The 25,099-nt window shown below is 70.7% G+C and carries 24 protein-coding genes; 12 read left to right on the top strand and 12 right to left on the bottom strand.

Going from position 1 to position 25,099, the window contains the following annotated elements:
- Nucleotides 1-4: 4 nt before the first annotated feature.
- From VG296_RS19490 to VG296_RS19455, 8 genes are all read right to left on the bottom strand, one after another.
- The gene (locus VG296_RS19490; RefSeq protein WP_349259626.1) at nt 5-1,039 is read right to left on the bottom strand and encodes an ABC transporter substrate-binding protein; all 1,035 of its coding nucleotides are present in this window, start codon (nt 1,037-1,039) and stop codon (nt 5-7) included.
- A gap of 186 nt (nt 1,040-1,225) precedes the next feature.
- On the bottom strand, nt 1,226-2,164 hold the full coding sequence (locus VG296_RS19485; RefSeq protein WP_325567580.1) for a sugar phosphate isomerase/epimerase: 939 nt from the start codon (nt 2,162-2,164) through the stop codon (nt 1,226-1,228).
- A complete protein-coding gene (locus VG296_RS19480; protein ID WP_325567578.1) occupies nt 2,161-2,769 on the bottom strand; it encodes a nucleoside deaminase in 609 nt (202 codons plus the stop codon). Before VG296_RS19480 ends, VG296_RS19485 begins: the two co-directional genes overlap by 4 nt.
- Complete coding sequence (locus VG296_RS19475) at nt 2,766-3,539, bottom strand: GMC oxidoreductase (RefSeq protein WP_325567576.1); 774 nt, start codon at nt 3,537-3,539, stop codon at nt 2,766-2,768. Before VG296_RS19475 ends, VG296_RS19480 begins: the two co-directional genes overlap by 4 nt.
- A complete protein-coding gene (locus tag VG296_RS19470; protein WP_414641112.1) occupies nt 3,536-4,612 on the bottom strand; it encodes an acetamidase/formamidase family protein in 1,077 nt (358 codons plus the stop codon). The genes VG296_RS19475 and VG296_RS19470 overlap by 4 nt, the downstream gene beginning before the upstream one ends.
- Before the next feature lie 18 nt (nt 4,613-4,630).
- Nucleotides 4,631-5,404, bottom strand: coding sequence for an aspartate/glutamate racemase family protein (locus tag VG296_RS19465; RefSeq protein WP_325567572.1), 774 nt, complete (start codon nt 5,402-5,404; stop codon nt 4,631-4,633).
- Complete coding sequence (locus tag VG296_RS19460; protein ID WP_325567570.1) at nt 5,401-6,855, bottom strand: NCS1 family nucleobase:cation symporter-1; 1,455 nt, start codon at nt 6,853-6,855, stop codon at nt 5,401-5,403. The genes VG296_RS19465 and VG296_RS19460 overlap by 4 nt, the downstream gene beginning before the upstream one ends.
- A gap of 97 nt (nt 6,856-6,952) precedes the next feature.
- Entirely contained in the window at nt 6,953-7,669 is a 717-nt protein-coding gene (locus VG296_RS19455; RefSeq protein WP_325567568.1) for a GntR family transcriptional regulator, read from the bottom strand.
- Between the two features lie 65 nt (nt 7,670-7,734).
- Between VG296_RS19455 and macS the strand changes: the two genes are divergently transcribed.
- Both macS and VG296_RS19445 read left to right on the top strand, forming a co-directional pair.
- Nucleotides 7,735-8,907 (top strand): MacS family sensor histidine kinase, encoded by a 1,173-nt coding sequence (gene macS / locus VG296_RS19450; protein WP_325567566.1) that lies wholly within the window; start codon nt 7,735-7,737, stop codon nt 8,905-8,907.
- A gap of 57 nt (nt 8,908-8,964) precedes the next feature.
- Complete coding sequence (locus VG296_RS19445) at nt 8,965-9,609, top strand: response regulator transcription factor (protein WP_349259625.1); 645 nt, start codon at nt 8,965-8,967, stop codon at nt 9,607-9,609.
- Here VG296_RS19445 and VG296_RS19440 read toward each other — a convergent pair.
- Nucleotides 9,573-10,457: a DUF6999 family protein gene (locus VG296_RS19440; RefSeq protein ID WP_325567562.1), complete on the bottom strand. Its 885-nt coding sequence runs from the start codon at nt 10,455-10,457 to the stop codon at nt 9,573-9,575. The two genes, VG296_RS19445 and VG296_RS19440, sit on opposite strands and share 37 nt — an antisense overlap.
- Nucleotides 10,450-12,282 carry an iron-containing redox enzyme family protein gene (locus tag VG296_RS19435; RefSeq protein ID WP_325567560.1) on the bottom strand — a complete coding sequence of 611 codons (1,833 nt, stop codon included), beginning with the start codon at nt 12,280-12,282 and terminating at the stop codon, nt 10,450-10,452. The genes VG296_RS19440 and VG296_RS19435 overlap by 8 nt, the downstream gene beginning before the upstream one ends.
- Before the next feature lie 155 nt (nt 12,283-12,437).
- Between VG296_RS19435 and VG296_RS19430 the strand changes: the two genes are divergently transcribed.
- The 3 genes from VG296_RS19430 (at nt 12,438) to VG296_RS19420 (ending at nt 14,845) form a co-directional block, all read left to right on the top strand.
- Entirely contained in the window at nt 12,438-13,067 is a 630-nt protein-coding gene (locus tag VG296_RS19430; RefSeq protein ID WP_325567558.1) for a hypothetical protein, read from the top strand.
- A gap of 126 nt (nt 13,068-13,193) precedes the next feature.
- Entirely contained in the window at nt 13,194-14,201 is a 1,008-nt protein-coding gene (locus VG296_RS19425; protein ID WP_325567556.1) for a hypothetical protein, read from the top strand.
- A complete protein-coding gene (locus tag VG296_RS19420) occupies nt 14,198-14,845 on the top strand; it encodes a hypothetical protein (RefSeq protein ID WP_325567554.1) in 648 nt (215 codons plus the stop codon). Before VG296_RS19425 ends, VG296_RS19420 begins: the two co-directional genes overlap by 4 nt.
- On the opposite strand, the gene VG296_RS19415 is transcribed toward VG296_RS19420, so the two are convergent.
- Together VG296_RS19415 and VG296_RS19410 are read right to left on the bottom strand one after the other, a co-directional pair.
- Nucleotides 14,846-17,926, bottom strand: coding sequence for a sacsin N-terminal ATP-binding-like domain-containing protein (locus VG296_RS19415; protein ID WP_325567552.1), 3,081 nt, complete (start codon nt 17,924-17,926; stop codon nt 14,846-14,848).
- Nucleotides 17,919-18,368 (bottom strand): MarR family winged helix-turn-helix transcriptional regulator, encoded by a 450-nt coding sequence (locus tag VG296_RS19410; RefSeq protein WP_325567551.1) that lies wholly within the window; start codon nt 18,366-18,368, stop codon nt 17,919-17,921. Before VG296_RS19410 ends, VG296_RS19415 begins: the two co-directional genes overlap by 8 nt.
- Nucleotides 18,369-18,471: 103 nt before the next feature.
- On the opposite strand from VG296_RS19410, the gene VG296_RS19405 reads away from it, so the two are divergent.
- The 7 genes from VG296_RS19405 (at nt 18,472) to ureG (ending at nt 25,093) form a co-directional block, all read left to right on the top strand.
- Nucleotides 18,472-19,542 (top strand): substrate-binding domain-containing protein, encoded by a 1,071-nt coding sequence (locus VG296_RS19405; RefSeq protein WP_349259621.1) that lies wholly within the window; start codon nt 18,472-18,474, stop codon nt 19,540-19,542.
- Nucleotides 19,543-19,718: 176 nt separating this feature from the next.
- Entirely contained in the window at nt 19,719-21,371 is a 1,653-nt protein-coding gene (locus VG296_RS19400) for a hypothetical protein (protein WP_325567547.1), read from the top strand.
- Nucleotides 21,371-21,673: an urease subunit gamma gene (locus tag VG296_RS19395; RefSeq protein WP_325567545.1), complete on the top strand. Its 303-nt coding sequence runs from the start codon at nt 21,371-21,373 to the stop codon at nt 21,671-21,673. The genes VG296_RS19400 and VG296_RS19395 overlap by 1 nt, the downstream gene beginning before the upstream one ends.
- A gap of 26 nt (nt 21,674-21,699) precedes the next feature.
- Entirely contained in the window at nt 21,700-22,017 is a 318-nt protein-coding gene (locus tag VG296_RS19390) for an urease subunit beta (RefSeq protein WP_325567543.1), read from the top strand.
- Complete coding sequence (locus VG296_RS19385; RefSeq protein ID WP_325567541.1) at nt 22,010-23,746, top strand: urease subunit alpha; 1,737 nt, start codon at nt 22,010-22,012, stop codon at nt 23,744-23,746. The genes VG296_RS19390 and VG296_RS19385 overlap by 8 nt, the downstream gene beginning before the upstream one ends.
- On the top strand, nt 23,746-24,408 hold the full coding sequence (locus VG296_RS19380) for an urease accessory protein UreF (RefSeq protein ID WP_325567539.1): 663 nt from the start codon (nt 23,746-23,748) through the stop codon (nt 24,406-24,408). Before VG296_RS19385 ends, VG296_RS19380 begins: the two co-directional genes overlap by 1 nt.
- On the top strand, nt 24,398-25,093 hold the full coding sequence (ureG, locus tag VG296_RS19375) for an urease accessory protein UreG (protein ID WP_325567537.1): 696 nt from the start codon (nt 24,398-24,400) through the stop codon (nt 25,091-25,093). Before VG296_RS19380 ends, ureG begins: the two co-directional genes overlap by 11 nt.
- The last annotated feature ends 6 nt before the right edge of the window (nt 25,094-25,099 follow it).

Here is a 25,099-nt window from a genome sequence, read left to right as displayed (position 1 = left end):
TCGGTCACGCCTTCAGACTCGGGTTTTCCTGGTAGACCTCGGCCAGCAGCGACAGATCGAACAGCTGCTTCGCGGTGACCTTGACGCCGACCTTGCCGAGCGCCTCGATGTTCTCCGCGATCAGCGCGTCGGTCATCGTGAACAGGCCGTTCTTCTTGGTGTCGGAGCTGACGATCAGCCCGTTCTGCGCCGTCGCCTCGGCTGTCTGCTCGGTGAGGTTCAGCCCGTCCCCCTTGCCGAAGTTGTTCACCGCCAGGTTCGCGGACTGCGCGGGCGAGGCGACCGCGTCCGTCCAGCCCTGAATCTCCGCCTTCAGCAGGGCCTTGACCTTGGCGCGGTCGTTGTCGATCGAGTCTTGCAGCACGACGTAGGTCTCTGAGACGAGTGGCAGGCCGTAGTCCGCGAACAGGAACGTCGTGGTCTCATAACCCTTGGACTTGATCAGGATCGGCTCGTTGGTGATGTACGCCATGTAACCGTCGACCTCGCCAGTGGCCAGCACGGTCGGGTCGTACTGCACGGGCACGATCGTCACGTCCGAGGCGCTCACGCCGTTCGCCGTCAGCAGCGCCTTGAACAGCACCTGGTTCGTGCCCTGCTGCACCCCGATCTTCTTGCCCACCATGTCCTTCGGCGCCGCGATCGGCTTCTTGGTGCTGATCGACAGGATCGCGAACGGGTTCTTCTGGTATGTGGTGGCGACCGTCTTGAGCGGCGCCCCTTGCAGGATCGCGGGGCCGGTCGCACCCGGCGAGGACAGCCCGACGAACGCCTTGCCCGAGGCCACCGCGGACTCGGCCGAGGTGCCCGCCGAACCGCCCGCGATCAGGTTCACCGCGGAGAACCCGGCAGCCGTGTAGTAGCCCTTGGTCGTCGCGAAGAACTCGCCGGCGAACTCGATGTTCTTGATCCAGGACAGTTGGATGGCGATCGAGCCCAGGCTCGAGCCGGAACTCGACCCCGACGCCGAGCCGGTGGAGGATCCGCATGCGGCCAACACGGAGGGGGCGGTTATGCCGAGTGCCGCCCATTGCAGCATCGAACGGCGGCTGAGCCGGGTGGCACCGAGATCGTGGTTCACGAAGGGACTCCTCTAAGGCGAAGGCGAACGGTAGGAAGGGAGCGCAACGCGTGCCAGAGACGCTAGGCACCCGGTGTTTCCCGCCCATGTCCGCCCGAGCGGCGAAGGTGAAATTCGTGTTCCAGTCGGCTCTCGCGGTGAAAATCAGATTTCAGCCAGAACGCGCTGCGCGACCGACTTCCCGGTCCGGAGCGCGGCGACCGGATCGGCCGCCTCGTCGAGTTCGATGAGCACGACGTCCGCCGCCGGGGTGCGCGCCATCGCGGCCGCCCAGCCGGGCCAGTCCACGATGCCCGCGCCGAGTTCGGCCATGAAAGGCTGCTGCTGCGCGAAGATGGTCTCGTCGATGCTCAGGATCCGGTCGATCGGCTTGACCGCGTCCTTCCAGTGCGCGAGCGCGATGCGCTGGGCGTGGCGGCGCGCGACGGCCACCGGGTCTCCCCCGCCGAGCGCGATGTGGCACGAGTCGGGGCACAGCCATACGTACTGCGGATCGGTCAGGGCCATGAACAGATCGATGTCGCGCTCGTACCAGAGCGTGCTGTTCGACTCCGTGTGGAAGGCGAGCCGCACGCCGTACTGGGAGACCGCCTCACCGACGACGTGTGCGACATCAGCCATCTGAGTCATATATGTGGCATCGACGAAGAACGGCGGCCGGACGCCGAAAGTCTGGCGCATGGGCAACCCGGCGACGAGGACCCGCCCACCCGCCTCGGCGAGGAAGGCGGCGCGGCGCTCGGCGTCGGCCACGATCACGGGCAGCCGCCACGGATCACGCCAGTCAGGGCTCTCCTCGTCCGCGATGAACGCGCTGACGACGGTGATCCCGCGCGAGGCGAGCTCGACGCGGAACGCGGCCGCCGAGCCGAAAGCGCGCAGCACCGAGTCGATGTCGCCGGGCGAGAAGGTCAGCTCGACGCCGCCGACTCCGGCCTTTTCGAGGCCGTCCACCACCCGCCGCCAGAAACCCTCGGGGTTCTCCACTGCCCAGGCACGAAAGGCCTCAGTGGAGTCGAGCCCCCAGAAGGCCGGATGGTAGAAGGTGATGACGTCGGTGGCGAAACACGGCTCCGCGGTCATTGCGTGCCTCCGCGGGCGTTGTAGACGACGTGGCCGCCATCGTCCACGGCCTTCCGGTAGGAGCGGAACACCTCGAGGGCCTCGTCGCGCAGCACGTCGTGCACGACGTCGATGCCGCGTGCCTCGAACTGCCCGGCCCAGTCGTCGCCGAGCGGGCCTTCGTCGAACGTGGTGATCTCCTCGAGTTCCGGCCCCTCGCCCGCGACCACCAGGCGGCGCACGCCGGACCACATCGTCGCGCCGTAGCACTGGATGCACGGACGCCAGTTGACCACGATTTCGTGCGCGGGCAGCCCGGCGGCGCCGAGGTCCCAGCCGCCGAGCGCCGTCTGAGCCAGGCCGAGCGCGACCACCTCGGCGTGCGCGCTGGAGACTCCGGAGGCGAGCACCACGTTCACCCCGACCGACACGATGCGGCCGGTGTCCCGCTCGGCGACGAGGGCCGCGAACGGGCCGCCGTTACCCTCCCGCCAGTTGCGGTCGGCCAGCCGGTGCACCAGGTGCATGCGCTCCTCGCGGTCGGCGATCACGCCGGGCACCGCGGCGAGTTCGTCCTCGATCCACGCGGGCAGCGCGACGCGGTACTCCTTGGCGATTTCGATCAAGATCGGTTTCCTCTCAGATCTCCCTGCACAGCGCGGACAGCGCGAACAGCGCGCACGGCCGTGACGGCGCCGGTCAGCGTGACGTTCGCGGCCATGGCGCCGGGAATCACGCCGTTTCCCGCGAGGTAGAGATTCTCGAAGCCCCACACCCGGCCGGCCGGATCGCACACGCAGCTTCCGTCGTCCGCGAGCCCGGCGCGCACCGTGCCGGTCAGATGCAGCGACGAGCCGGGCGGCAGCAGCGCACGCTCGGTCACCGGGTCGAAGGAGCCGAATTCCTCAGCGATCGACCGCACCTCCTGGAGACCCCGTTCGATCAGTGCACGATCGGCGTCGCAGTAGTCGAACTCGATGCTGATCCGCGGCATCCCGGAAAGATCGGTCTCGGTCGTCGAGAACGCGAGCCGGTTCTCGGCCCGGGATGCGACCGGAGCGTAGAGCGAGACGCCGACGGAGTGGGCGAGCGGCCGTCCGCCGTCGTCCACGTAGGCGTGATGCATGCCGGAACTCAGCTCACTGATGTCCCTGGCGTCCTCGGGGACCGTCGCCGCCCCCGTGTACATGCCCTGAATGCCACTGGCCACCCGTTCGTTGTACCGCGCCCACAGGGCCGGATCCGCGACATCGTGCAGATGCACGCCCGGCGCGTCGCCGATTGCTCGACCGCCGTCGATCATCGTGAGACGCAGCGCCGGATCGCCTTCCCGCAGCAGCCTGGCCACGGCGGCGCCCATGATGCCGCTGCCCACGATGAGCACGTCCGTCCTCATCGGAAGTCCCGCACGCGGATCCGCGCGTGCACCCCGGTGACCAGGTCGACGACCTGCGAGATGTGGAAATCGGTCGCGGCGCTGAGATACGCCAGCGCATGCTCGGGATCCAGCGCGAACCGGGCCTGGAGCAGCGAGACGGCGGCGCGCACGCAGCGGCGCATCGCCTCGTCCAGGTCGGGGTCGAGCCCGGTCGGGATCAGATAGTCGGCCGTCTCCCCCAGCGCCCCGGCCAGCCGCCCGAACCGGTCGACCGCCTCGGCCTGCTCGACCACGTCCAATCGCACCGTGACCCGCAGCGAGGCCTCCAGCGCGGTCAGGGCCACCTCCCCGTCGCCCTGCGCGAAATGCGGATCGCCCACGTATGCCAGCGCCCCGGCGACCTGCACCGGCAGGTACAGCGAACTACCTACCGTAAGCAGTTTGATATCCAGGTTGCCGCCATGCGGCCCGGGCGGCACCGAATGCGGACGCTCGCGACCCGCCACGGCGACACCCATGATCCCGAGGAACGGGGCGACCGGGAAACATACTGTGCGTTCTCCCCCGGCGCGTGCGGCCATCGCGGCGAATCCCGGCCGCAGGCGGTCGAGCTCCGCGAAGACGCTCACCGTCCCCGGTCGGCGCGGGAACTCGCCCGGCAGCGCGCCCTTGCCGTGCCGGTTCGAGATGATCCCGTACGGGACCCGCGGCAGGGTCTCGAGCACCGTCATCTTCAGCAGGTCGCCGGGCGCCGCGCCGCGTATCCGGATCGGGCCGGTGACCACGTGCGGTCCGTCCAGCGCGGGATCTCGCCCCGGGAAGGAGCGCGCGAGTTGGGCCGCGTCCCGCAGCACCGAGTCGGGGCCGACCCCGTGCCCCGCGAAGAACGCGGTCGGATCGCGCCCCTGGTCCTCCAGGATGCCCTCGTGGCTGACGGTGTCGATCGTGACCTCGTCTCCCGGATCGACGGTGAGCACGGGTTCGTCCGACGCGCACGGCAGCCGTCCCCACAGCACGGTTCCGGCCGAGGCGGGCAGGTAGTGCCGGGCGCGCACCGGGCCGGAATCCGGCTGCAGGATCTGAGTGGGGATCGTGGTCACGCCGCGAGGCTAGGCACCCGGCGTTTCACCCACATGCCCCGATCTTGAAATTTCTGTTTCATCGCTCCGGAGCTTGAATCCGGCGAGCGGGCCCCGGTGCTTGGCCGGCGGCCGGGCGTACCCGCAGCCGCGGCTGGTGTCGAGGCCCAGCCGGACCAGGCCCTCGACCGCGGCGACGGCGGCGGCCACGCCGTCGATCACCGGGACCCCGAGCTCCCGGCGCAGGTCGGCGCAGAGGTCTGCCATCCCCGCGCAGCCGAGCACGACGACCTCGGCGCCGTCCGTCTCGATCGCCGCGCGGCACTCGGCGAGGACGCGGGCCCGCGCGTTCGGATGCTCGAGGTCGAGGACCGGGATGTCCGTCGCGCGGACGCCGCCGCAGTACGCCGCGACGCCGTAGCGGTCCACCAGCTCACGGGTGCGCCCGGCCGAGCGCGCGAGCGTCGTGACCACACCGAACGTGCGGCCGAGGTAGGTGGCCGCGCGCATCCCCGCTTCGGCGATCCCGACCACCGGACCCGGCGCGACCTCGCGGGCCGCGTCCAGGCCCGGATCGCCGAAGCAGGCCACGACGAATCCGTCCGCCCGCCCGCCGCCGGTGATCTCGGCGAGCAGGCCGGGGACGCTGAGCGCCTCGTCGTAGTGCGACTCGATCGAGGCCGGCCCGCTCTTCGAGGTGGCCGCGACCACGTCGACGTCCGGACCGGCCGCGGCGCGCCCCGCCTTCTCGATCACCCGCGTCATCGACACGGTGGTGTTCGGGTTGACGAGCTTGAGGATCACCGCTGCTTCGCCGACCGCGCGAGCAGCCAGTAGGACAGGAAGCCCATGCCGCAGCCCACGAACCAGCCGTACTGCGGCAGCCAGGTCAGCACATCCGCGACCTTGGGCACGATGACCGAGGCGAGCGAGACGACCCCGGACGCGACGACGGCCTTGATCGCCGCCGGGTTGTACCCGCGCCGGTAGTAGTACGCGCCGTCCTCGTCGAGGGTGAACAGGTCGTCGACCACGATCTTCTGCCCGCGGATCAGGTAGAAGTCCGCGATGAGGATGCCGAACAGCGGACCGATGAGCGCACCGAGCAGCCCGAGCGTCCAGAAGATCGCGTTCGCGTTGTCGTACCAGTTCCAGGGCGTGATCAGCAGTGAGCCGACGGCCGCGATCATGCCGCCGGCCCGCCAGCTGATCTTCTGCGGGCTGACGTGCGAGAAGTCGAAGGCCGGCGAGATGAAGTTGGCGACGATGTTGATGCCGACGGTCGCGGTGACGAAGGTGACGCCGCCGAGGATGATCGCGAACGTATTGCCGATCTTCTGCACGGTCTCGATCGGGTCCGTGATCAGTTGGCCGTAGACCGGCACGGTCGCCGCCGCGGTCAGCACCGTGAGCAGCGAGAACATCACGAAGTTGACCGGCAGGCCGAGCAGGTTGCCCTTCTTCACCGCGGAGTACGACTTGGCGTAGCGGGAGAAGTCGCCGAAGTTGAGCATCGGTCCCGAGAAGTACGCGACCACGGCCGCCGTCGCGCCGCACAGCGTCCAGACGAGCGACCAGCCGCTCAGGTGCCGGTTGGAGAGGTTCAGATCGATGTGCCAGTGCGCCTTCGTCAGCATGTAGACGCAGAGCACGACCATGACGGCGTACACCGCGGGACCGGCGAAGTCGATGAACCTGCGGATCGTGTCCATACCGCGCCAGAAGAGCGCCGCCTGCACGGCCCACAGGATCGCGTAGCTCAGGTAGCCGAGGTAGGACAGGCCGAGCAGTCCGTGCCGGTGCACGTCGGCGTACGGCGCGAGTCCGGGCCACAGCTTGAGGAAGACGATGTTCAGCGACTCGGCGGCCAGGAAGGTCTGCACGCCGTACCACGCCACCGCGATCAGACCTCGGATGATCGCCGGTATGTTCGCGCCGAGCACGCCGAACGACGCGCGACTGGTCACCGGATAGGGCACGCCCGCCTGCTGGCTCGGCTTGGCGACCAGGTTGCAGAAGAACTGCACGATCACGATGCCGACGATGAGGCAGATGAAGACCTGCCAGCTCGTCAGGCCGAGTGCGAACAGGCTGCCCGCGGTGAGGTAGCCGCCGACGCTGTGCACGTCCGACATCCAGAACGCGAAGATGTTGTACGAGCCCCAGGTCTGTTGCTTGAGCGGGGCGAGCTCGTCGTTCGTCAGCCGTGGATCGTATTCGCGCCGGACTTCGCCCGGGCTTTCGGTGACCGTCATGCGTGTCCTCCCTAGCGTTCGCCTGCCTTGCTGCCGAAGATGCTAGGAACGGGCTGTTGCGGCACGATGACCGCGCGGATATATCTGAATCCGGCCGCTAGGGTCGCAGCCGGATGGCGGGAAGGTGCGCGACGACCTCCTGCAGCCGCCGGTAGTGCGCGGACGAGGCCGCGAGCAGCGTCGGCGCGTCCCGCGCGTGGAAGGCCTCGACCATGACGCGGTGGTCGCTGTGCAGGGAACCCGTCATCTCGTCCGTGACGTGCGCCATCGGCTGCAGGGGTTCGGTGATGTTCCACGCCGACTCGAACATGCCGAGCAGCCGCCGCATCCGGCACGGGCTGGCCAGCGCGAGGTGCAGGCGGCGGCTGTGCACGTGATGGCCGCGAGCGTCGTGCTGCTCGATCGCCCGGGTCAGCGCGCCGTGCGCCGCGGCCACTTCCGCGTCGTCCTCGGCGGTCGCCGTCAGCACGGCCGCGCTCAGCGCCGCCGTCTCCAGGGCCTCGCGCACGACGTAGAGCTCCGCGAGTTCGGTGCGGGTGAGCTGCGCGACGCGATACCCGGCACGCGGTTCGTGATCGACCAGGCCCTCGCCGACCAGGGTCTTGAGCGCCTCACGGACCGGGATCCGACTGGCGCCGAAGCGGTGTGCCACGTCGTCCACGTTGATCGGCGCGCCCGGACGCGCCAGCCCGGCGAGGATCACCGCGCGCAGCTCGTCCCGGATCACCTCGTGCATGGTGCCGGGCCGGTCGGCCGCGAGCTGCCAGATCCAGCCGGCCACCGGCCTGCGTCGGTTCGTCGGAGGGCTCGTCATCGTGCGGAAGCTAACGCACACATGTTTCGTACCCGAGTCCGGCGGATGAGCTCTAAAGTGGGGCGGTGAGCGGGAGCGGGGGGACCGGGGCCGAGTCGGCCGTGCCTGAAGACCAGCTCATGCCGTTGTGGCGCGCGGTCGCGATCTTCCGGATGGCGGCGCTCGGGTATGCGGCGCTGACGGTCTCCCAGAACTTCATGCGCTATCGGCATCCGGCCGGGGGCTGGGCGGTGCTCGTGGCGATGACGTTGTGGACGGCGTTCACCGTCGTACGCTTCCCGCCCGCACCGCGGCTGCGGCCCGCTCTCCTCAGCACAGACCTCTGCATCACAGCCGGGTGCGTGCTGGCGACGCTGTGGGCCGAGCAGTCGAAGCGGCTGGTCGAAGGCGACGCGCCGATCGCGGTGATGTGGATGGGCGCATGCGTGTTGGCTTGGGCCGTCGCGTATGGACGGCGGGGCGGGCTGTTCGCCGGAGCCGTGATCGGCCTGTGCAATCTGGCGCTGCACTCCCCGCTCTCGGCCTACACGCTTTCGCAGCTCAGTTTCGCGCCTGGTCTGCTGCTGCTGTCCGGCGCCGTGCTCGGACACCTCGCCCGGCTGGCCGTCCGGGCTCAGGAGGCCCTCGACCGCGGCGCGCGGATCGAGGCCGCGGCGCGGGAACGGGACCGGCTGGCGCGCGACATCCACGACTCCGTGTTGCAGGTGCTCTCCCGCGTCCAGCGTCAGGGCCTGGCCGCCGGTGGCGAGGCGGCGGAACTCGGCCGGCTCGCCGGGGAGCAGGAGGCGGCGCTGCGCGCGCTGGTCGGGATGGGCTCCTCGTACGACGCGGAGGTGCCGGCGGGCGGACAGCTCGACCTTCGTGCCCTGATAACGCCGCTCGGCGGGTTCACCGTGACCGTCGCGGCGCCCGCCACCGCCGTCCATCTGCCCGCGGACACCGCGCGGGAGCTGGTGTTGGCGCTGCGGGCCGCCCTGGACAACGTCCGTGGCCACTGCCCGGCCGGAACCCGCGCCTGGATCCTGATCGAGGACGAGCCGGCCCGGGTCACCGTGACGCTGCGGGACGACGGTCCCGGCTTCGACGGCGGACGGCTGGCAGAGGCCGCCGCGGCCGGGCGGCTCGGCGTCGCGAAGTCGATCGTCGGGCGGTTGCGCGAGCTCGGCGGCACGGCGCGGGTGGATTCCGCACCCGGTGAGGGCACCGAGGTCGAGTTCAGCGTCCCGCGGCTCGGTTAGTGTACGAGCGTGGACACTGAATCCGGCGGGGGCGGGGCGCGGAGGCGGACCCGGGTGATGGTCGTGGACGATCACCCGATGTGGCGCGGCGGGATCGTCCACGACCTGGCGGAATCCCCTTACGAGGTCGTGGCCGAGGCGGGCGACGGGGCCCAGGCGCTGCGGCTGGCGGCCGCCGCCCGGCCCGAGCTCGTCGTGCTGGACCTGCATCTGCCGGACCTGCGCGGCGTCGAGGTGATCAGCGGACTGATCGCGGCGAACCCTGACATTCGAATCCTGATCCTATCGGCGAGCGGCGAGCACCAGGACGTGCTCGACGCGGTCAAGGCGGGCGCGACCGGCTATCTGCTGAAGTCGGCCAGCGCCGCCGAGTTCCGTGAAGCGCTGGACCGGACCGCGCTCGGCGACCCGGTCTTCACGCCCGGCCTCGCCGGTCTCGTGCTCGGCGAATACCGGCGGCTGGCAACGCGGTCGGCGTCGGCCAAGCCGTCCCCCGAGGCACCCGAACTGACCCAGCGCGAGACGGAGGTGCTGCGGTTCGTCGCGTCGGGGCTCTCCTACCGGCAGATCGCGCAGCGCCTCACGCTGTCGCACCGGACCGTGCAGAACCACGTCCAGAACACGCTCAACAAACTCCAACTGCACAACCGTGTCGAGCTCGCGCGCTACGCCATCAGCAGGGGACTCGACGAGACGGAGTGAGCGAGCTCCCGCAGCCGGGCGTGCGCGTATTCGCAGAGTACTGCGTGCTCGTAGACGGTCAGCGGGACGTCGATGTTGCTGTCGACGCGCAGCGGCTGCACGCCGCTGCGCCAGTCGAGGAACGTGTGGTCCCCGGTGAGCGTGGCGAGCACCGCCAGCAGCGAGGTGTCCAGGCTCATCGAGTGCACGGCACGGCGGTACTCGGAGCTGGTCAGGCACAGGGAGAACGGAATGTTCATCAGGCACAGCGCGCTCTGGATGTCCAGCCTCACCAGGCGTCTCGTCCTCGGCTCGGGGTCCGTGGCCGGCACGACCAGCATGCCGAAGTCGAGCTCGGCCAGATGGTGCTGCTCCAGTGACCTGCCGGAGGCACCGAGCCGATGCAGCACGCGGTAGACGTTCAGGTCGTGCTCGACCACCGCGCGGTTGCCCAGTCCTGCCAGCGCCGTCGGACGCAGCTCCACCTCGATGGAACCTGGAACCTGAGCGTTGCGGAGTGCGAAGTTCAGCAGGTTGGTCTCCACGATGAAGTGCCTTATCAGTAGGCTGACCGCATCGGGAGCGACGAAGCGGCGCAGGAACCAGAGGCACAGCCGGTCCATCGTCGCGTGCGCGCGGAATTGGAACGGCAACACCCGCTTGCCGACCACGATGCAGGTCACCGTGACGCGGGAGACGATCCGCAACCAGGGGTAGACGTATTTGCGGCTGACCCGTCGCTGATCCCGGATCACCAGGCGCAGCGTGGTCCGGTCGATCGGAACCGACGGGTCGACCATCATCAGGCCCCAGATATCGGGTTCCGGCTGCGCGGTCTCGGACGCGGCCTTAGACGGATCCTTAGACATTGTCGAGCTCCTCGAGTTGCAGCAGGTACAGCCGGGCGACGACGCGAGCGGTCCGCACGATCCGGGTGACCTGCGCATCGTCGAAGAGGCCTGAGCGCAGCGCGGCCCGCAGGACCCCGTAGTGCGCGTCATCGCCGACGGAGTGGTAGCGAAGGAAGGTCAACTGGTCGTCGCGCAGGCCCGCGGACCGCTGCAACCGATCCGCCCAGCCGCCCGCCTTGCGCGTGCCGAGGCCTTCGATCACGAACATGGCGCCCAGCAGGTCCACCGGGTCCGGCAGCCCTGCCCGATGGAACATGAAGGCGGACAGCGCGGCCGAGCCGATGTTCGCAGGGGTCGAATTCATCTCCGCCGGGTCGCCGCCCGCCGACGCGTAGTCGCGCTCCAGCAACTGAAAGTCCTGATGCTCGTCCGCGGCGTGCCGGATGGCGGCGCTGCGCAGCGGGAACAGGTCGGTGCCGAAGTTCGCGGCCGCCAGCGAGATCCACCGGCCGCCGTCCACGACCTGCTGGCGCAGGTTCAACAGCAGCCGCCGATAATCCCGCACGGTCGCCTCGCCGTCCTCGATCCGGCGGATCACCGGCACCCGGTCCAGCCCTCGTTCGAATTCCGCCCACACCTCGGCCAGCCCGTTCAACGCGCGCGCCACCGGCTCCGGATCACCGGGCTCCGGCGCACCGAGCGGGCAGGCCGCGAGCTCGGCACGGCTCGGCGTGGACACCCCGGGACCGACGCAGGTGAGCAGCGCGATGGCGAGAGTGAAGCGGCCGGACTCCGGCACGATCAGCAGCACCCTGTCCCCCGGACTCAGCCGCTGGCGCGCCGCCTCCAGCATGACGAAGATGCTGGCCGAACCTGTGTTCCCCGCCGTACTCAGGTTGCTGAACCAACGCTCGTCGTCCACGGCGTGCCCGGCCTCGCGCAGCCGCGCCTGCAGCTTCTCGCGGAAGTGCTCCGCACTGTAGTGGCACAGGACGTGCTCGACGTCCGCGGGAATCCGCCCGGTGTCCACCAGCCGCGTGAACTCCGCCACCCCGAGATCCACCAGTTCCGGCAGCATCGACATGTCCTGGCGAAGGCTCGGCGCTTCGGGGATCCGCGTTTCGTCGAGGGGGTCGCGGTCCAGCCAGGTACGGCCGTCCGCCTCCAGGCCCGCGCTCATGCAGGGCTGGTGCTCGTGGGCGTGCGAGGTGAGCCGGATCCAGTCCACCCGCAGGCTCAGACCGTCCGGTCGCGGCTCCGGCTCGACCAGCACCGCACCCGCGCCGTCCGACAGCGTCCAGCGCAGAAACGCGGTGTCAGCTCCGTCGGCCCCGTCAGCTCGAGAAGCCGCGCCAGCCCGGCCCAGCAGCGAGCGGCTCACCAGCTCGGAACCGACCGCCAGCGCCGCGGAGTGCTCGCCGAGCCGCACCGCGCCGACCGCCGCTTTGAGCGCGGCCATGCTCGATGCGCAGACTCCGCCGGCCGAAAGCACCTCCATCGGGCCGCCGCCCAGCCGCCCGTGCACCATCGACGCGAATCCGGGGACCAGCGCGTCGCCCTGCGTGGTGCCGGCGGCGAGCATCCGCACATCCTCCGGCGCAAGCCCCCGGTCGGCCAGCGCACGACCGGCCGCGGTGGCCGCGAGCTGCTCGTTCTGCTCCACGGTCAGCAGCTTCTCGTCCAACGCGTAGTGCCGCGTCCTGATCCCGTTGGCCGCCAGCACCCGTCGGCGCAGCGCGGCGTCCCGCCTGGTTCCGTCGCCGAAGCGCGCCGCCAGTTCCTCGTTGTCCACCGGTTCCCCGGGCAGATACGCGCCGATGCCGGTGATGTATGCATCTGTCATGCCCCTTATTCAGCCACCGGCGTCGGCGATCCGAATCAGCTCTCGTACTCAACTCGCGGCCGCGGCGCACGGAGGTTACTGAGTAGTAGTACTCAGCTCCGCATGACCGTCTCGGTGTTCCCAGCGGACGGCAGGGATGGGAAGATGACGCCACGATGACGCGCGAACCGGTCCTGCCCGCCGTGCGCGCCGCGGTCTTCACCGCGGTGTGCCTGGGGCTCAGCGTTGCCGCGCACGGGATGATGTCGGGCGCGGCGATACCGGCGTGGGCGGTCGTGCTCGGCGCCATTGGCGTGTACGCGTCGGCGCGGGCCGGTTCCCGACGCGAGCGCGGGCTCCTGGGGATCGCGCTGCTGATGGGCGTGCTCCAGATCGTCTTGCACCTGCTGTTCGCCTACGCGCAGGACGCCGCCTCCGTCACTCGAACAGCCTCGGCGTCGATGCCGGGGATGCCGGCCGGGATGTCGATGCCCATGCCGGGCATGGCGATGCCGCAGCCGGACGCCGCGATGCGGATGGGCTCGGGGATGCTGATCGGGCACGCCCTCGCCGCCCTGGCCTGCGCCTGGTGGCTACGCCGAGGCGAGGCCGGGCTGCACGGGCTCGCCCGCAGCGCGGCGCTCTGGGCCGTCGAGCACCTCGCTCCGCAGGTCCGCACGGTACCGATTCCGATTCGGACGCGGTCCTTCCGGCCCGTCGAAACCGTCGTGCTCGCCCTGCGCTCGCAGTGCCTGCTCACCAGCCGCCTGCTGCGCGGTCCACCGATCTCTCTCTCGCTCAGGTAAACACCCCGACGCCGTCTCCGTGGCACGAGACCCGGCCTCGGGCTCACTCGTGTCCACACGTGACGTTGGAGAGATATTCATGCACGAAATGTGTATTTTGCCATGCTTTGCGCGGGGGATCCGGGCATGACCGGGACGACCCCTAGCGCCCGGCTCGCCACCGCCCCGCGGTTCCCGGCGCTCCGGCCGCTCGCCGGCGGCGTGGCTTCCGGCAGGCGCCGCACCCTGCAGCTGGTGCTCGCCGGGATCTGGCTGCTCGACGGCGTCCTGCAGTTCCAGCCGGCGATGTTCACCAAGAACTTCGCCCAGATGGTCATCTACCCGACCATCGGCGGGAATCCGAGCGTGATCGCCTCGCCCATGAATCGGGTGCACGCCATCGTCCTCAACCACCCGGTGGGCACGGACACCGCGTTCGCCTGCATCCAGGTCGCCGTCGGTCTGGCGATCGCCTACCGCCCGACCGCGAAGCTGGGGCTGGCCGCCTCGATCCCCTGGTCGCTGGCGGTGTGGTGGTTCGGCGAGGGCCTCGGCGGGGTGCTCAGCGGCAAGGCGGACCCGCTGACCGGTGCCCCCGGCGCGGTGATCCTCTACGCGCTGCTCGCCGTGCTGCTCTGGCCGGTCGACGAGGACGACGCGGTCGCCCCTGCGCCGTTCGAGGCGGCCCGGTTCGTCGGAGCCCGCACGGCTCGCGCATTGTGGCTGGTGCTCTGGGGCAGCCTCGTCTACTTCACCTTCGCCTCGGGCAACGACGCGCCCGGCGCGCTCGCCGGGCAGGTCACCACGATGGTGGACGGCCAGCCCGGCTGGCTGGCCTCGATCATGAACCACGCGGCGAACCTGACCAACGGCCGCGACCTGGCGATCTCGATCGTGATCGGCGTCCTGCTGGCCGCAATAGCCGTTTCCGTCTACCTGCCCTGGCCGAGAGCGCGACGCGGTTGGCTGGTGGCCGCGTTCGTGTTCTCCGCGGTGATCTGGGTGGTCGTCCAGGCGTTCGGCGGCGTGTTCCTGGGCATGGCGACCGACCCGAACTCGGGCCCGCTGCTGGCTCTGGTCGCCCTCGCGTACTGGCCGGTCCGCGCCGCGCGGCAGCCGAGCACCGACCCGACGACGAATCGGAGTGCCCGATGAACGTCCCCGCCTGGCTCCCCGTGATCCTCGCCGTGGTGATGCTGGCCATCGCCGCCTTCAGCCTGTGGCGGATGGCGATGGCCCGCGCCCTCGGCCTGCCCGTGGACTACGCGCGCGACGCGGTGGTCTTCCTGCTGGCCCTCGCCGTGTCGGGGATGCTCGTGCGCTGGATGCACGTGCTGAGTCCCGGCATCTGGGCCCTGTTGATCGGCGCCGCCGGCATCGGTTTCGCGGTCCGGGCCGCGCTGCTCAGCCGCCGACCGGAGCCGGGGCAGTCCGGCGCTGGTACTGGTGCTGGTACCGGTGCGGTGCGCGTCGCGCTCGTCGCGGCCGGCGGCTGCGGCATCGCCGTGTACATGCTGCTCGCCGGTGTGGCCCCGTCCACGATCAACGGCTCGACCGCGGGCTACTACGCGATGGCCGGGATGTCCGACATGTATAAGGACACGACCATCGCGTTCCCGGCCCTCGGCGTCGCGCTGGCCGTTGTCCTGGTCGGCTACGCGGTGGCCGCGCTCGACGGCATCACCGCATCCGCAGCGCGGGGGCCCTCCGAGGGCGCTCTCGCTGCCCGCTCGATCGCAGTATGCGAAATCGCGATCGTGGTGACGATGGCCTTCGCGATCCTCGCGAAGCTCGTCTAGTCACTCGTAGTAGGTCTCCGCGACCAGTTCGTCGGCCTGTTCCGGCTCGGCCAGCAGCGCCGCGACGAGGTGTCGCCGGTCCCAGCGGCCGGCGACCCAGGCCAGCGCGCGGGCCATGCCGTCGAAGGTCGAGGCGTGCGGTACGCCGTCGACCACCCGCCAGGCGACCTCGACGGTGTCGTCCAGGATCAGCTCGTCGTGCTCGAAGTACGTGTCCGGGCACTCGGGAAGCAGTTCCCTGACGGCGTCGGGCACCGGCCGCGGCTCGCCCTCGGAGGTGACCGCGCCGGTGATCGCCTCGGAGACGAGGTCGAGGTCGAGCAGGTCGGCGAGTGCGGCCGCCGCGTCGGGCGGGACCGCGAGGTAGACGCGTCCGTCGAGCAGCGGCAGCAGGTCGGGCGCGTCGATCACGACGACGTCGGCGGCGTCCGCGACGACGAGCTCTCCGTCCTGCCAGGCGCGAAGCTCGGCCGGCGGAGCCACGTGCTCGGGCGGAGCCTCGCTCAGCGCCACGTAGAGCGCGGTGAGCTGGGATCCGCCGACCGGACGGTTCGCGTCGGCCAGCCGGTCGAGCAGCTCATCGGGGCCGCCGGGCCCGGCGAGCAGCGCGGAGAGGGTGGTGCGCACGCCGATCCTGACCAGGAATTCGGTGTCGAACTCAGTGTCCTTATCGCCGGGCGCGGGGTCGTAGAGGCCGGTCAGCAGCCCGCCGCCGGTGGCCAGATCGGCCGGTCGACGGCCGTCGAGGACCGGATGGCGGCTGAGCCACCAGGACGCGTACGACGGCAGCTCCACCGGGCGTCCGTCGTCGGTCAGTACCCTGACCGGCCTGGAGACGGCCGTGCGCAGGCCGGGGCCCGCCAGCATTTCCAGTGCGCGCGGCCAGCGCGTCACCAGGTCGAGATCGCGGACCGCGGCCACTTCGAGCGCCACCGGAGCCATGTCGTGGCCGGATCGGTCGATCGCCGTCCTGAGGACGCCGACCCACTCGTCGATCCCGTCGAGGTCGAGCAGGTCGTCGTCCAGGCTGTTCATATCGAGCAGGACATTCTCCGCGCGCACGATTTCGAACGTGTCGATGACGCCGACCGCGCGCAGCGTCTCGGTGCCCCAGCGGCGCACCCAGCCCTCATCGACGAACCCGAACGCCTCGGGATCGACGACCTCGGCGAGCGGTGAGCCGGGCAGCAGCAGTTCGCGGGCCTTGCTGTCGCCGCCGCGATCGTTCGGCAGCAGCAGGTCGCCGAGGTCGAAGCGCTCGTGCGGGCCCGGTTCGGCGGCGCGTACGAGCGCCAGCACGGCTTCGGCGAGCTCGGCCGGGTCATCGGGTTCCGTGATCGCGCCGCGCACCGAAACGTCGTCGAGCAGCACGCGCGGGTACGCGGGGCGGGCGCCGAGCCGTTCGAGCAGGGCTGCCGGTCCGCTGCCGCCGGCCAGGGCTGCCGGGTGCACGATCCGCAGGCCGAGCGGACGCAGCGTCGCACTGACCGACGCGTCGAGTTCGGCGACGGGCAGCAGGCTGCCGCGGGCCCCGCGCACGGTCCGGCCGTCGGCGAGCGGCACCGGCAGGGTGGCCAGCGTCTCGCTCAGATCAGGGTCCTGACCGAAGACCCCGTACACGGCGGCGTACAGCGCTCCCCACCAGGCCGGGTCCCGATCGAGCCCGGACAATGCCTCGGCCAGCTCGTTCGCACCGAGCCGGCGCACCCCGATCGCGGACGTCGCGACCGGGTCGCGCTCCCAACCGGCCGGAAGCAGGCCCGGCAGCACGTCCTTCAGGGCATTGACGAGCTCGGCATCGCAGGGGTCGATGACGACGGCGTCCCTCGGCCGCAGCACCGCGTCCCCCTGCGCGGCCGGAAGGAATGTGGCGTCGGGCAGCAGGGCGGCGATCCGGCGACGCAGGTCGGCGTCGATCGCGCCCTCCCCCATCGGGCCGGGCACCAGGCGCAGCAGCGCGGGGGTGCGTACCGGCCAGGCCGTGACCAGCCCGGCGTACGCCTCGGCGGCCCGGTCGAGCAGGAAGTCCGCCAGCGGGCCGGGGGCGACGCGCCGACGTGTCACCTCCAGCGGGAACGAGGCGATCAGCAGCGCGGGCAGTCCGAGCGGCTCGTCGGTCGGCGTCGGGGCGTGCAGGACCGGCAGGGTACGCAGACGCTGCGGACCCCCGTCCGCGTCGACCGGGACCGCCCACGTCAGCGACCAGCGGGGCTTGATCCGCTCCTCGACCGGACGATCGGCGAGCAGATCCGGTGCCAGCTCGCCGCGCGCGTCGGCCAACCGCCACCGCGTCTTGCGCGCCCCGTCCACGACCACGCACTCGCCGCTGACGCTCCGGTCCGCGGTCAATGTCCGTACATCGCCGTCCAGCTCGACGACGATCTCGGTGAGCTGAGGCAGCGCGAGCAGCAGCGTGTCGTCCAGTTCGGTCAGCAGCCGGCGCGCCAGGGCCACGGCCGCCTCGTCACGAAGCGGCAGTTCGACCACGGTGTCGTATCCCCACGGCGCCGCACCCTCGGCCGCGTAGGGCAGGCGCAGCACCGGAACCCGGCCGCCGCGCCGGTCCAGCTCCGCCGCCAACTCAGGATTCTGTTCCGCCGCACGCCGCACGGCCTCGCGCGCCTCGGCGGCGGAGAACCGCACGCCGCCGTCGCGCGACAGCACCCTCGGCGCGTCGCTCACGGCCAGCACGGCAGCGAACCCCACCCCGAAGCGCCCGACCGGAGCCGCGTTCCCGGACCCGCCGCCCTGCCCCTCGTCCCGCTTCGCCGACGCACGCAGCGTGGACAGGCTCTGCACCCCGCCAGCGTCCAGCGCCGCACCGGTGTTCGCCGCCGACAGCGTCGCCCCGTGCCCGTCCGCGCCGCCGCTCACCAGGGTCAGCCGCAGCCTGCCCGGCACGCCCGCCCGCGCCGCCGCGTCCGCGGCGTTCTGCGCCAGCTCGACGACGACCCGATCCCGGTATCCGCCCAGGACCAGGTCTTCTTCGAGGTTCGCGTCCTCGCGGAACCGTACCGGCGCGGTCTCCCACGCCCCCAGCACCCGCTCGCGGATGGCCGCCGTACCGAACAGATCAGTCACCCGTGCAGGCTACCGTGCCGAAGCCTTCGGCCAGACTGCCCAGCAATCCCTCGAGCTCGGATTCGGATCCGACCGAGCCCGGCAGCTCCGCCTGCACCCGGGTGAGGACCGAGGCGAGGCGGGTGTGCAGCTCGCGGCCGCGTTCGGCGGCGTAGACCAGGACCCTGCGGCGGTCGGCGGGGTCGGGGTGCCGGTAGACGAGGGCGTCGGCGACGAGCCGGTCGACGAGCTTGGTCGCGGTGGGAGCGGGCAGCAGGGCGTAGTCGGCGAGCTCGGTCATCGGGTGGCCGGCGCCGTCGGCGAGCAGGTTGAGCACCCGCCACTGCTCGACCGTGCAGCCGGCGGCCTCGGCCTCGATGGCGGCGGCCAGTCGCCGCACCGCGAGGTGCTCGGCCCTGCTGAGCAGGTGCACCAGGTCACGCTGCGGTTTCGTGCCGGTCATGGATCCGCCCTTTCTTCCGGTATTCCCGGTTCGTCACGCGGCCGGGGCTGGACGCGCGTGCCGTCCGCCGGTCAGGATGGCAGCCTCGCCTGCGTTCCCTGCTATGTCCCGAGGTGGTCGCGTGCTCCCCGAGCCCGAGCTGACGGTCGCGCTGGTGATCCCGCTCAGCGGCCCGGCGGGGGTGTTCGGGCCCTCCTGCGAGCTGTCGGCGCGGTTGGCGGTCGGCGAGCTCAACGACGCGGGCGGGGTGCTGGGGCGACGGGTGCGGCTGGTGCCGGTGGACGGGGGCCGGGCGGCCGGCGTGGTCGCCGCCGAGGTCGAGGCGCTGGTGTCGATAGGCGCGGTGGACGCGGTCGTCGGCTGGCACATCTCGGCCGTCCGGCGTGCGCTGGCGCCGCGGATCGCCGGCCGAGTCCCGTACGTCTACACCGCGCAGTACGAGGGCGGCGAGCGGACGCCCGGCGTGTTCGTGACCGGAGAGACCCCGGCGCGCCAGCTGCTGCCCGCGATGCGGCTGCTGGCCGACTCGCACGGCGTACGCCGCTGGTTCGTGGTCGGCAACGACTACGTCTGGCCGCGGGTCACGGCGCGTGCGGCCCTGCGCTACGCGCGCGCGTGCGGCGGACGCGTGTGCGGGCAGGAGTTCGTGGCGCTCGGAACGCAGGACTACGCGGGTGTGCTGCGCGCGATCGACCGCAGCGGGGCCGACGTCGTGCTGATGCTGCTCATCGGCGCCGACGCGGTGCACTTCAACCGGGCGTACGCGGCCTGCGGGCTGCATCAGCGTGCCCTGCGACTGAGTACGCACATGGACGAGAACATGCTCATGGCGACCGGCGCCGACGCGACCGACAACCTGTGGGCCGCCGCGGGCTACTTCGAGACGCTCGCGACCGCCGAAAGCCTGGATTTCAACGGGCGCTACGCCGCGCGCTTCGGCACCCACGCGCCCGTGCTGAGCAGCCTCGGCGAGTCCTGCTACGAGGGCGTCCGGCTGCTCGCGGCGCTCGCCGGCCGGGCCCGCAGCCTCGATATCCGGGCCCTGATGAACACCGGCCGCCTGGGCTACGAGGGTCCGCGCGGCACGGTCTCGCTGGACGGCAACCACGTGCGGCAGCCGATCTACCTCGCGCGGGCCGACGCGTTCGACTTCGACATCGTCGCGCAACTCTAGCCCGCCCCTTCCGCTCGCAGTTCCTCCGCAGTCCCGGATACCTCAGTCCCGGATCACCGTCGGACAGGACCATCGTAGGGCTCCGCGCCCTCCAGATACCCCTTCGGAGAAATAGTTTCTCTGTGAAGTAACGCCGCGTAACACAACCTCAACACGTGCGCGCCACGCTCGGGCCCATGACGGACACCGACAGCCAGGCCGAGATCGCCGAGCCCACGCGGGCTCGGCGCGCCTACCACCGCTGGGCCAAGAACGACACGCTCGAGGACTACTCGCTGCGCTACGCGCCCAAGTCCTTCCGCCGCTGGAGTCCCTATGTCGTCGCCACGACGGCTCTCGGCGGCATCGCGTACCTCGCCGACTTCGCGATCGGCGGCTCGATCGCGATCTCCTACGGATTCAGCAGCGCCGCCGTCGCGATCCTGATCGCCGCGGTCATCATCTTCGCCACCGGCATCCCGATCGCCTACTACTCGGCGAAGTACTCCGTCGACATGGACCTGCTCACCCGCGGCGCCGGCTTCGGCTACCTCGGCTCGACGCTGACCTCGATCATCTACGCCAGCTTCACCTTCATCTTCTTCGCCCTCGAAGGCTCGATCATGGCGCAGGCCTTCCAGTTCGGCCTGCACATACCCCTGGCCGTCAGTTATCTGATCGCCTCGCTGCTGGTCATCCCGCTCGTCATCTACGGGATGACCGCGCTGTCGAAGATGCAGGTGTGGACGCAGCCGATCTGGCTGATCCTGATGGTCGCGCCGTTCGTGTCCATCGCGATCCAGGACCCGGGCGAGTTCGCGCGCTTCACCCACTTCGGCGGCGACTCGCCGACCGGCGCCGCGTTCAGCTTCCTGAGCGCCGGAGCCGGTGCGGGCGTCGCGCTCTCGCTCATCGCGCAGATCGGCGAGCAGGTCGACTACCTGCGCTTCATGCCGGACAAGACGCCGGAGAACGCCAAGCGCTGGTGGGCCTCGGTGCTCTCGGCCGGCCCCGGCTGGGTCGTGCTCGGCGCGCTGAAACAGCTCGGCGGCGCGTTCCTCGCGTTCTACGTCACCGAGAAGCTCGGCAAGTCGCTCGCCGACGAACCGATCCAGCAGTACCTGCTGGGCCTGAAGACCTTCGCCGCGCCCGTCGCGCTCGGCCTGGCCACGTTCTTCGTGATCCTCTCCCAGATAAAGATCAATTCGACGAACGCCTACTCCGGCTCGCTGTCCTGGTCCAACTTCTTCTCCCGGCTGCTGCACCGGCACCCCGGCCGCGTCGTGTGGATCTTCCTGAACGTCGGCATCTCGCTCGCGCTGATGGAGGGCGGTGTCTTCGGATTCCTCAACAGCGTCCTCGGCTTCTACTCGAACGTCGCGATCGCCTGGATCGGCGCGGTCACCGCGGACCTGGTGATCAACAAGCCGTTGAAGCTCAGCCCGTCGTTCATCGAGTTCAAGCGCGCGCACCTGTACAACTTCAACCCGGTCGGCTTCGGCTCGATGCTGATCGCCTCGGCCGTCTCGATCGCCGCGTACTTCAACGCCTTCGGCGCCTACGCCAAGGCCTTCTCCCCGCTGATCGCGCTCGGCATAAGCCTGGTCCTCTCGCCGGTCCTCGCCTACGCGACGAAGGGCAAGTACTACATCGCCCGGGTCGACGAACTCGAAGAGCCGCTGATCGTGGACGGCCTGCTCTCGATGGTGGAGCTGACCTGCGTCGTGTGCTCGGACGCCTTCGAGCGCCCCGACATGGCCGGCTGCCCGTTCCACCGGGGCGCCATCTGCTCGCTGTGCTGCAGCCTGGAGGCCGCCTGCCACGACGCGTGCAAGAAGGCCGGCGTCTGATGCTCCTGTCCCCGCACGAGCAGGAACGCCTGCTGATCCACGTGGCGGCCGGGCTGGCCGGGGAGCGGCGCGCCCGCGGCCTGCGCCTGAACTATCCGGAGTCGGTCGCCGTCCTCACCTCGTTCCTGCTCGAACGCGCCCGCGACGGCCATGGTGTCAGCGAACTGATGGATGCCGGACGCAGAGTGCTGACCCGCGAGGACGTGCTGGAAGGAGTGCCGGAGATGATCGACGAGGTGCAGATCGAGGCGACGTTCCCGGACGGTACGAAGCTCATCACGGTGCACCGGCCGATCGGGTGAAGGACCTAGAGGACGTAGAGGGCGCCATGTTCGAATATCTGCTCGCCGCCGAGCCGATCACGCTCAACGCCGGGGCACCGCGCACGACGCTGACCGTGCTCAACGCCGGCGACCGCCCAGTGCAGGTCGGCTCGCACTACCACTTCGCCGAGGCCAATCCGGCCCTGGAATTCGATCGGGACGCGGCCTGGGGCCTGCGCCTGGACATTCCGGCGGGCACGGCGGTCCGCTTCGAACCGGGGCTGGCCCGCGAGATCGCGCTGGTCCCGATCGCCGGGCTTCGCGTCGTGACCGGGCTGCGCGGAGCGAGCGGCGCCCGCGAGGAAGGAAGGCTCGATGGCTGAGATCTCTCGTGCCCGGTACGCGGCGCTGTACGGCCCGACCGTCGGCGACAGCGTCCGGCTGGCCGATACGAACCTCCGCATCAGGGTCGAGCGGGATCTGTGCGCGCACGCCGGATACGGCGAGGAGGCGGTGTTCGGCGGCGGCAAGGTGCTGCGCGAGTCGATGGGCATGGGTCATGTGACGCGCGTCGCCCGCGCGGACCTGCCCGGCAGCCCGGACACCGTGATCACCGGCGTCATCGTGCTCGACCACTGGGGCATCGTGAAGGCGGACGTCGGCATCCGCGACGGCCGGATCGCCGCGCTCGGCAAGGCCGGGAACCCGGACACCATGAACGGCGTGCACCCGGCACTGGTGATCGGCCCGTCCACCGAGGTCATCTCCGGCAACGGCAAGATCCTGACGGCCGGGGGGATCGACGGGCACGTGCACTTCATCTGCCCGCAGGCGATCACCGAGGCGCTGGCCTCCGGCATCACGACCCTGATCGGCGGCGGCACCGGCCCGGCCGAGGGCAGCAAGGCCACGACCGTGACGCCGGGCGCCTGGCACCTGGCTCGCATGTTCGAAGCCTTAGATCCGTGGCCGGTGAACTTCGCGCTGCTCGGAAAGGGGAACTCCACCAACGAGGACGCCCTGTGGGAGCAGTTGCGCGCGGGCGCGGCCGGGTTCAAGATCCACGAGGACTGGGGCGCGACGCCCGCCGCGATCGACACCTGCCTGCGCGTCGCGGACGCCTCCGGAGCGCAGGTCTCGATCCACACGGACACGCTCAACGAGGCCGGTTTCGTCGAGGACACCGTCGCCGCGATCGCCGGGCGCACGATCGAGGCCTACCACGTGGAGGGCGCGGGCGGCGGGCACGCGCCGGACATCATCACCGTGGCCGGACTGGCGAACTTCCTTCCGGCGTCGACGAATCCGACGAGGCCGCACACCGTCAACACCATCGACGAGCATCTCGACATGCTGATGGTCTGCCACCACCTGTCGCCGTCGATCCCCGAGGACCTGTCGTTCGCGGAGTCGCGGATCCGGCCGACCACGATCGCGGCCGAGGACGTCCTGCACGACCTCGGCGCGATCTCGATGATCGGCTCGGATTCGCAGGCGATGGGCCGGATCGGCGAGATCGTCATCCGCACCTGGCAGACGGCGCACGCGATGAAGGCGCAGCGCGGCTCCCTGCCGGGCGACAGCGGCCCGGCCGACAACCACCGCGCCCGGCGATACGTGGCCAAGTACACGATCGGCCCGGCCGTCGCGCACGGCATGGACGGGGAACTCGGCTCGGTCGAGGCCGGAAAGCTCGCCGATCTCGTGCTCTGGGATCCGCGCTTCTTCGGGGTGCGGCCGAGCCTGGTCATCAAGGGCGGCGCGATCGCGTGGGCGGCCATGGGCGACGCCAACGCCTCGATCCCCACGCCGCAGCCGGTACTGCCGCGGCCGATGTTCGGCGCCTACGGCAACGCGCCGGCCGCCACCAGCCTCGCGTTCGTCGCGCCCGCCGCGCTCGAGGACGGGCTCGCCGAACGGCTCGGGGTGCGCCGGAAGCTGGTGGCGCAACGAGACGTACGAGGGCTGACGAAGGCGGACCTGCCGGAGAACACGGCGCTGCCGCGGATCGAGGTCGAGCCGGACACGTTCACGGTGCGCATCGACGGCGAGACCGTGGAGCCGGCCCCGGCTCGGACGCTGCCGCTGACCCAGCGCTACTTCCTGTTCTGATGAACCTGACCTCGCTCCTCATGCTGGCCGACAGCCGTCTTCCGGCGGGTACGCACGCGCACTCGGGAGGGCTGGAGGCCGCGGTCGCCGCCGAGCGCGTCAACGACGCCGCCGAACTGTACGAGTTCCTGCTCGGCCGGCTCAGCACCACGGGCCTGACCGGCGCAGCGTTCTGCGTCGCGGCACTGGATGGTGCCCGTCTCGCCGATCTCGACGCCGAATACGAGGCACGCACCCCCTCGCCCGCGCAACGCCGTGCCTCACGCGCGCTCGGCCGACAACTGCTGCGCGCGGTCCGGGTCGGCTGGTCCGGACCCGCACTCGACGCCGCGGCCGCGGTCCATCCCGACGGACCGCATCAGCCGCTCGCCTTCGGCGCCGCGGGTGCCGCCGCCTGGCTCGGCCCGCACGACGTGGCCGTCGCCGCCGCGCTCGGCTCCGTCACCGGCCCCGCGAACGCCGCGACGCGGCTGATGGGCATCGACCCCGATGCGGTCACCGCCGTGCTCGCCGCCCTCGAACCGCACGTTCAAGACACCGCCGACGCCGCGGTCGAGTCGGCGCTCGGACCGATCAGCGAGCTGCCCTCGTTCAGCGCGCCGCGCCTGGACATCTCGGCGGAACACCACAGCACCTGGGAGGTGCGTCTCTTTGCATCGTAGGCATCCCGACGAAGAAGGCTTCGCCGGAGTCGGTCTCCGCCCCGCACGAACCGGCGGACCGCTGCGCATCGGCATCGGCGGCCCGGTCGGATCCGGCAAGACCGCGCTGGTCGCGGCGCTCTGCCGCGCGCTGCGGACCCGGTACTCACTCGCCGTCGTCACCAACGACATCTACACGCGCGAAGACGCCGAGATCCTGCTGCGACAAGGCGTGCTCGACCCCGAACGGATCACCGCCGTGGAGACCGGCTGCTGTCCGCACACCGCGATCCGCGACGACATCTCGGCCAACCTCGAAGCCGTCGAAGCCCTCGAACGGCGCTTCGCGCCCTTGGACCTCGTGCTCGTCGAGAGCGGCGGCGACAACCTCACCGCCACCTTCAGCAAGGGGCTGATCGACCGGCAGATCTTCGTCATCGACGTCGCCGGGGGCGACAAGGTTCCACGCAAGGGCGGGCCCGGCATCATCTCCTCCGACCTGCTGGCCGTCAACAAGACCGACCTGGCGGAGCTCGTCCACGCCGACCTCGACGTGATGCGACGCGACGCCGCACGCCAGCGCGCCTCGTCGGACGGCACCGTGCGCCCGACCGTGTTCATGTCGCTCGCGGCCGATCCGCTCGCCTCGGACGTGGCCGGATGGATCACCGAGTTGATCACGCGGCGCCAGGCCGTCGCGGTATGAAGGCGG

Origin of the sequence: Actinospica sp. (assembly GCF_035552695.1) — a bacterium.
Taxonomy (GTDB): domain Bacteria; phylum Actinomycetota; class Actinomycetes; order Streptomycetales; family Catenulisporaceae; genus Actinospica.
This window is presented reverse-complemented; position numbering and strand designations above follow the sequence as displayed.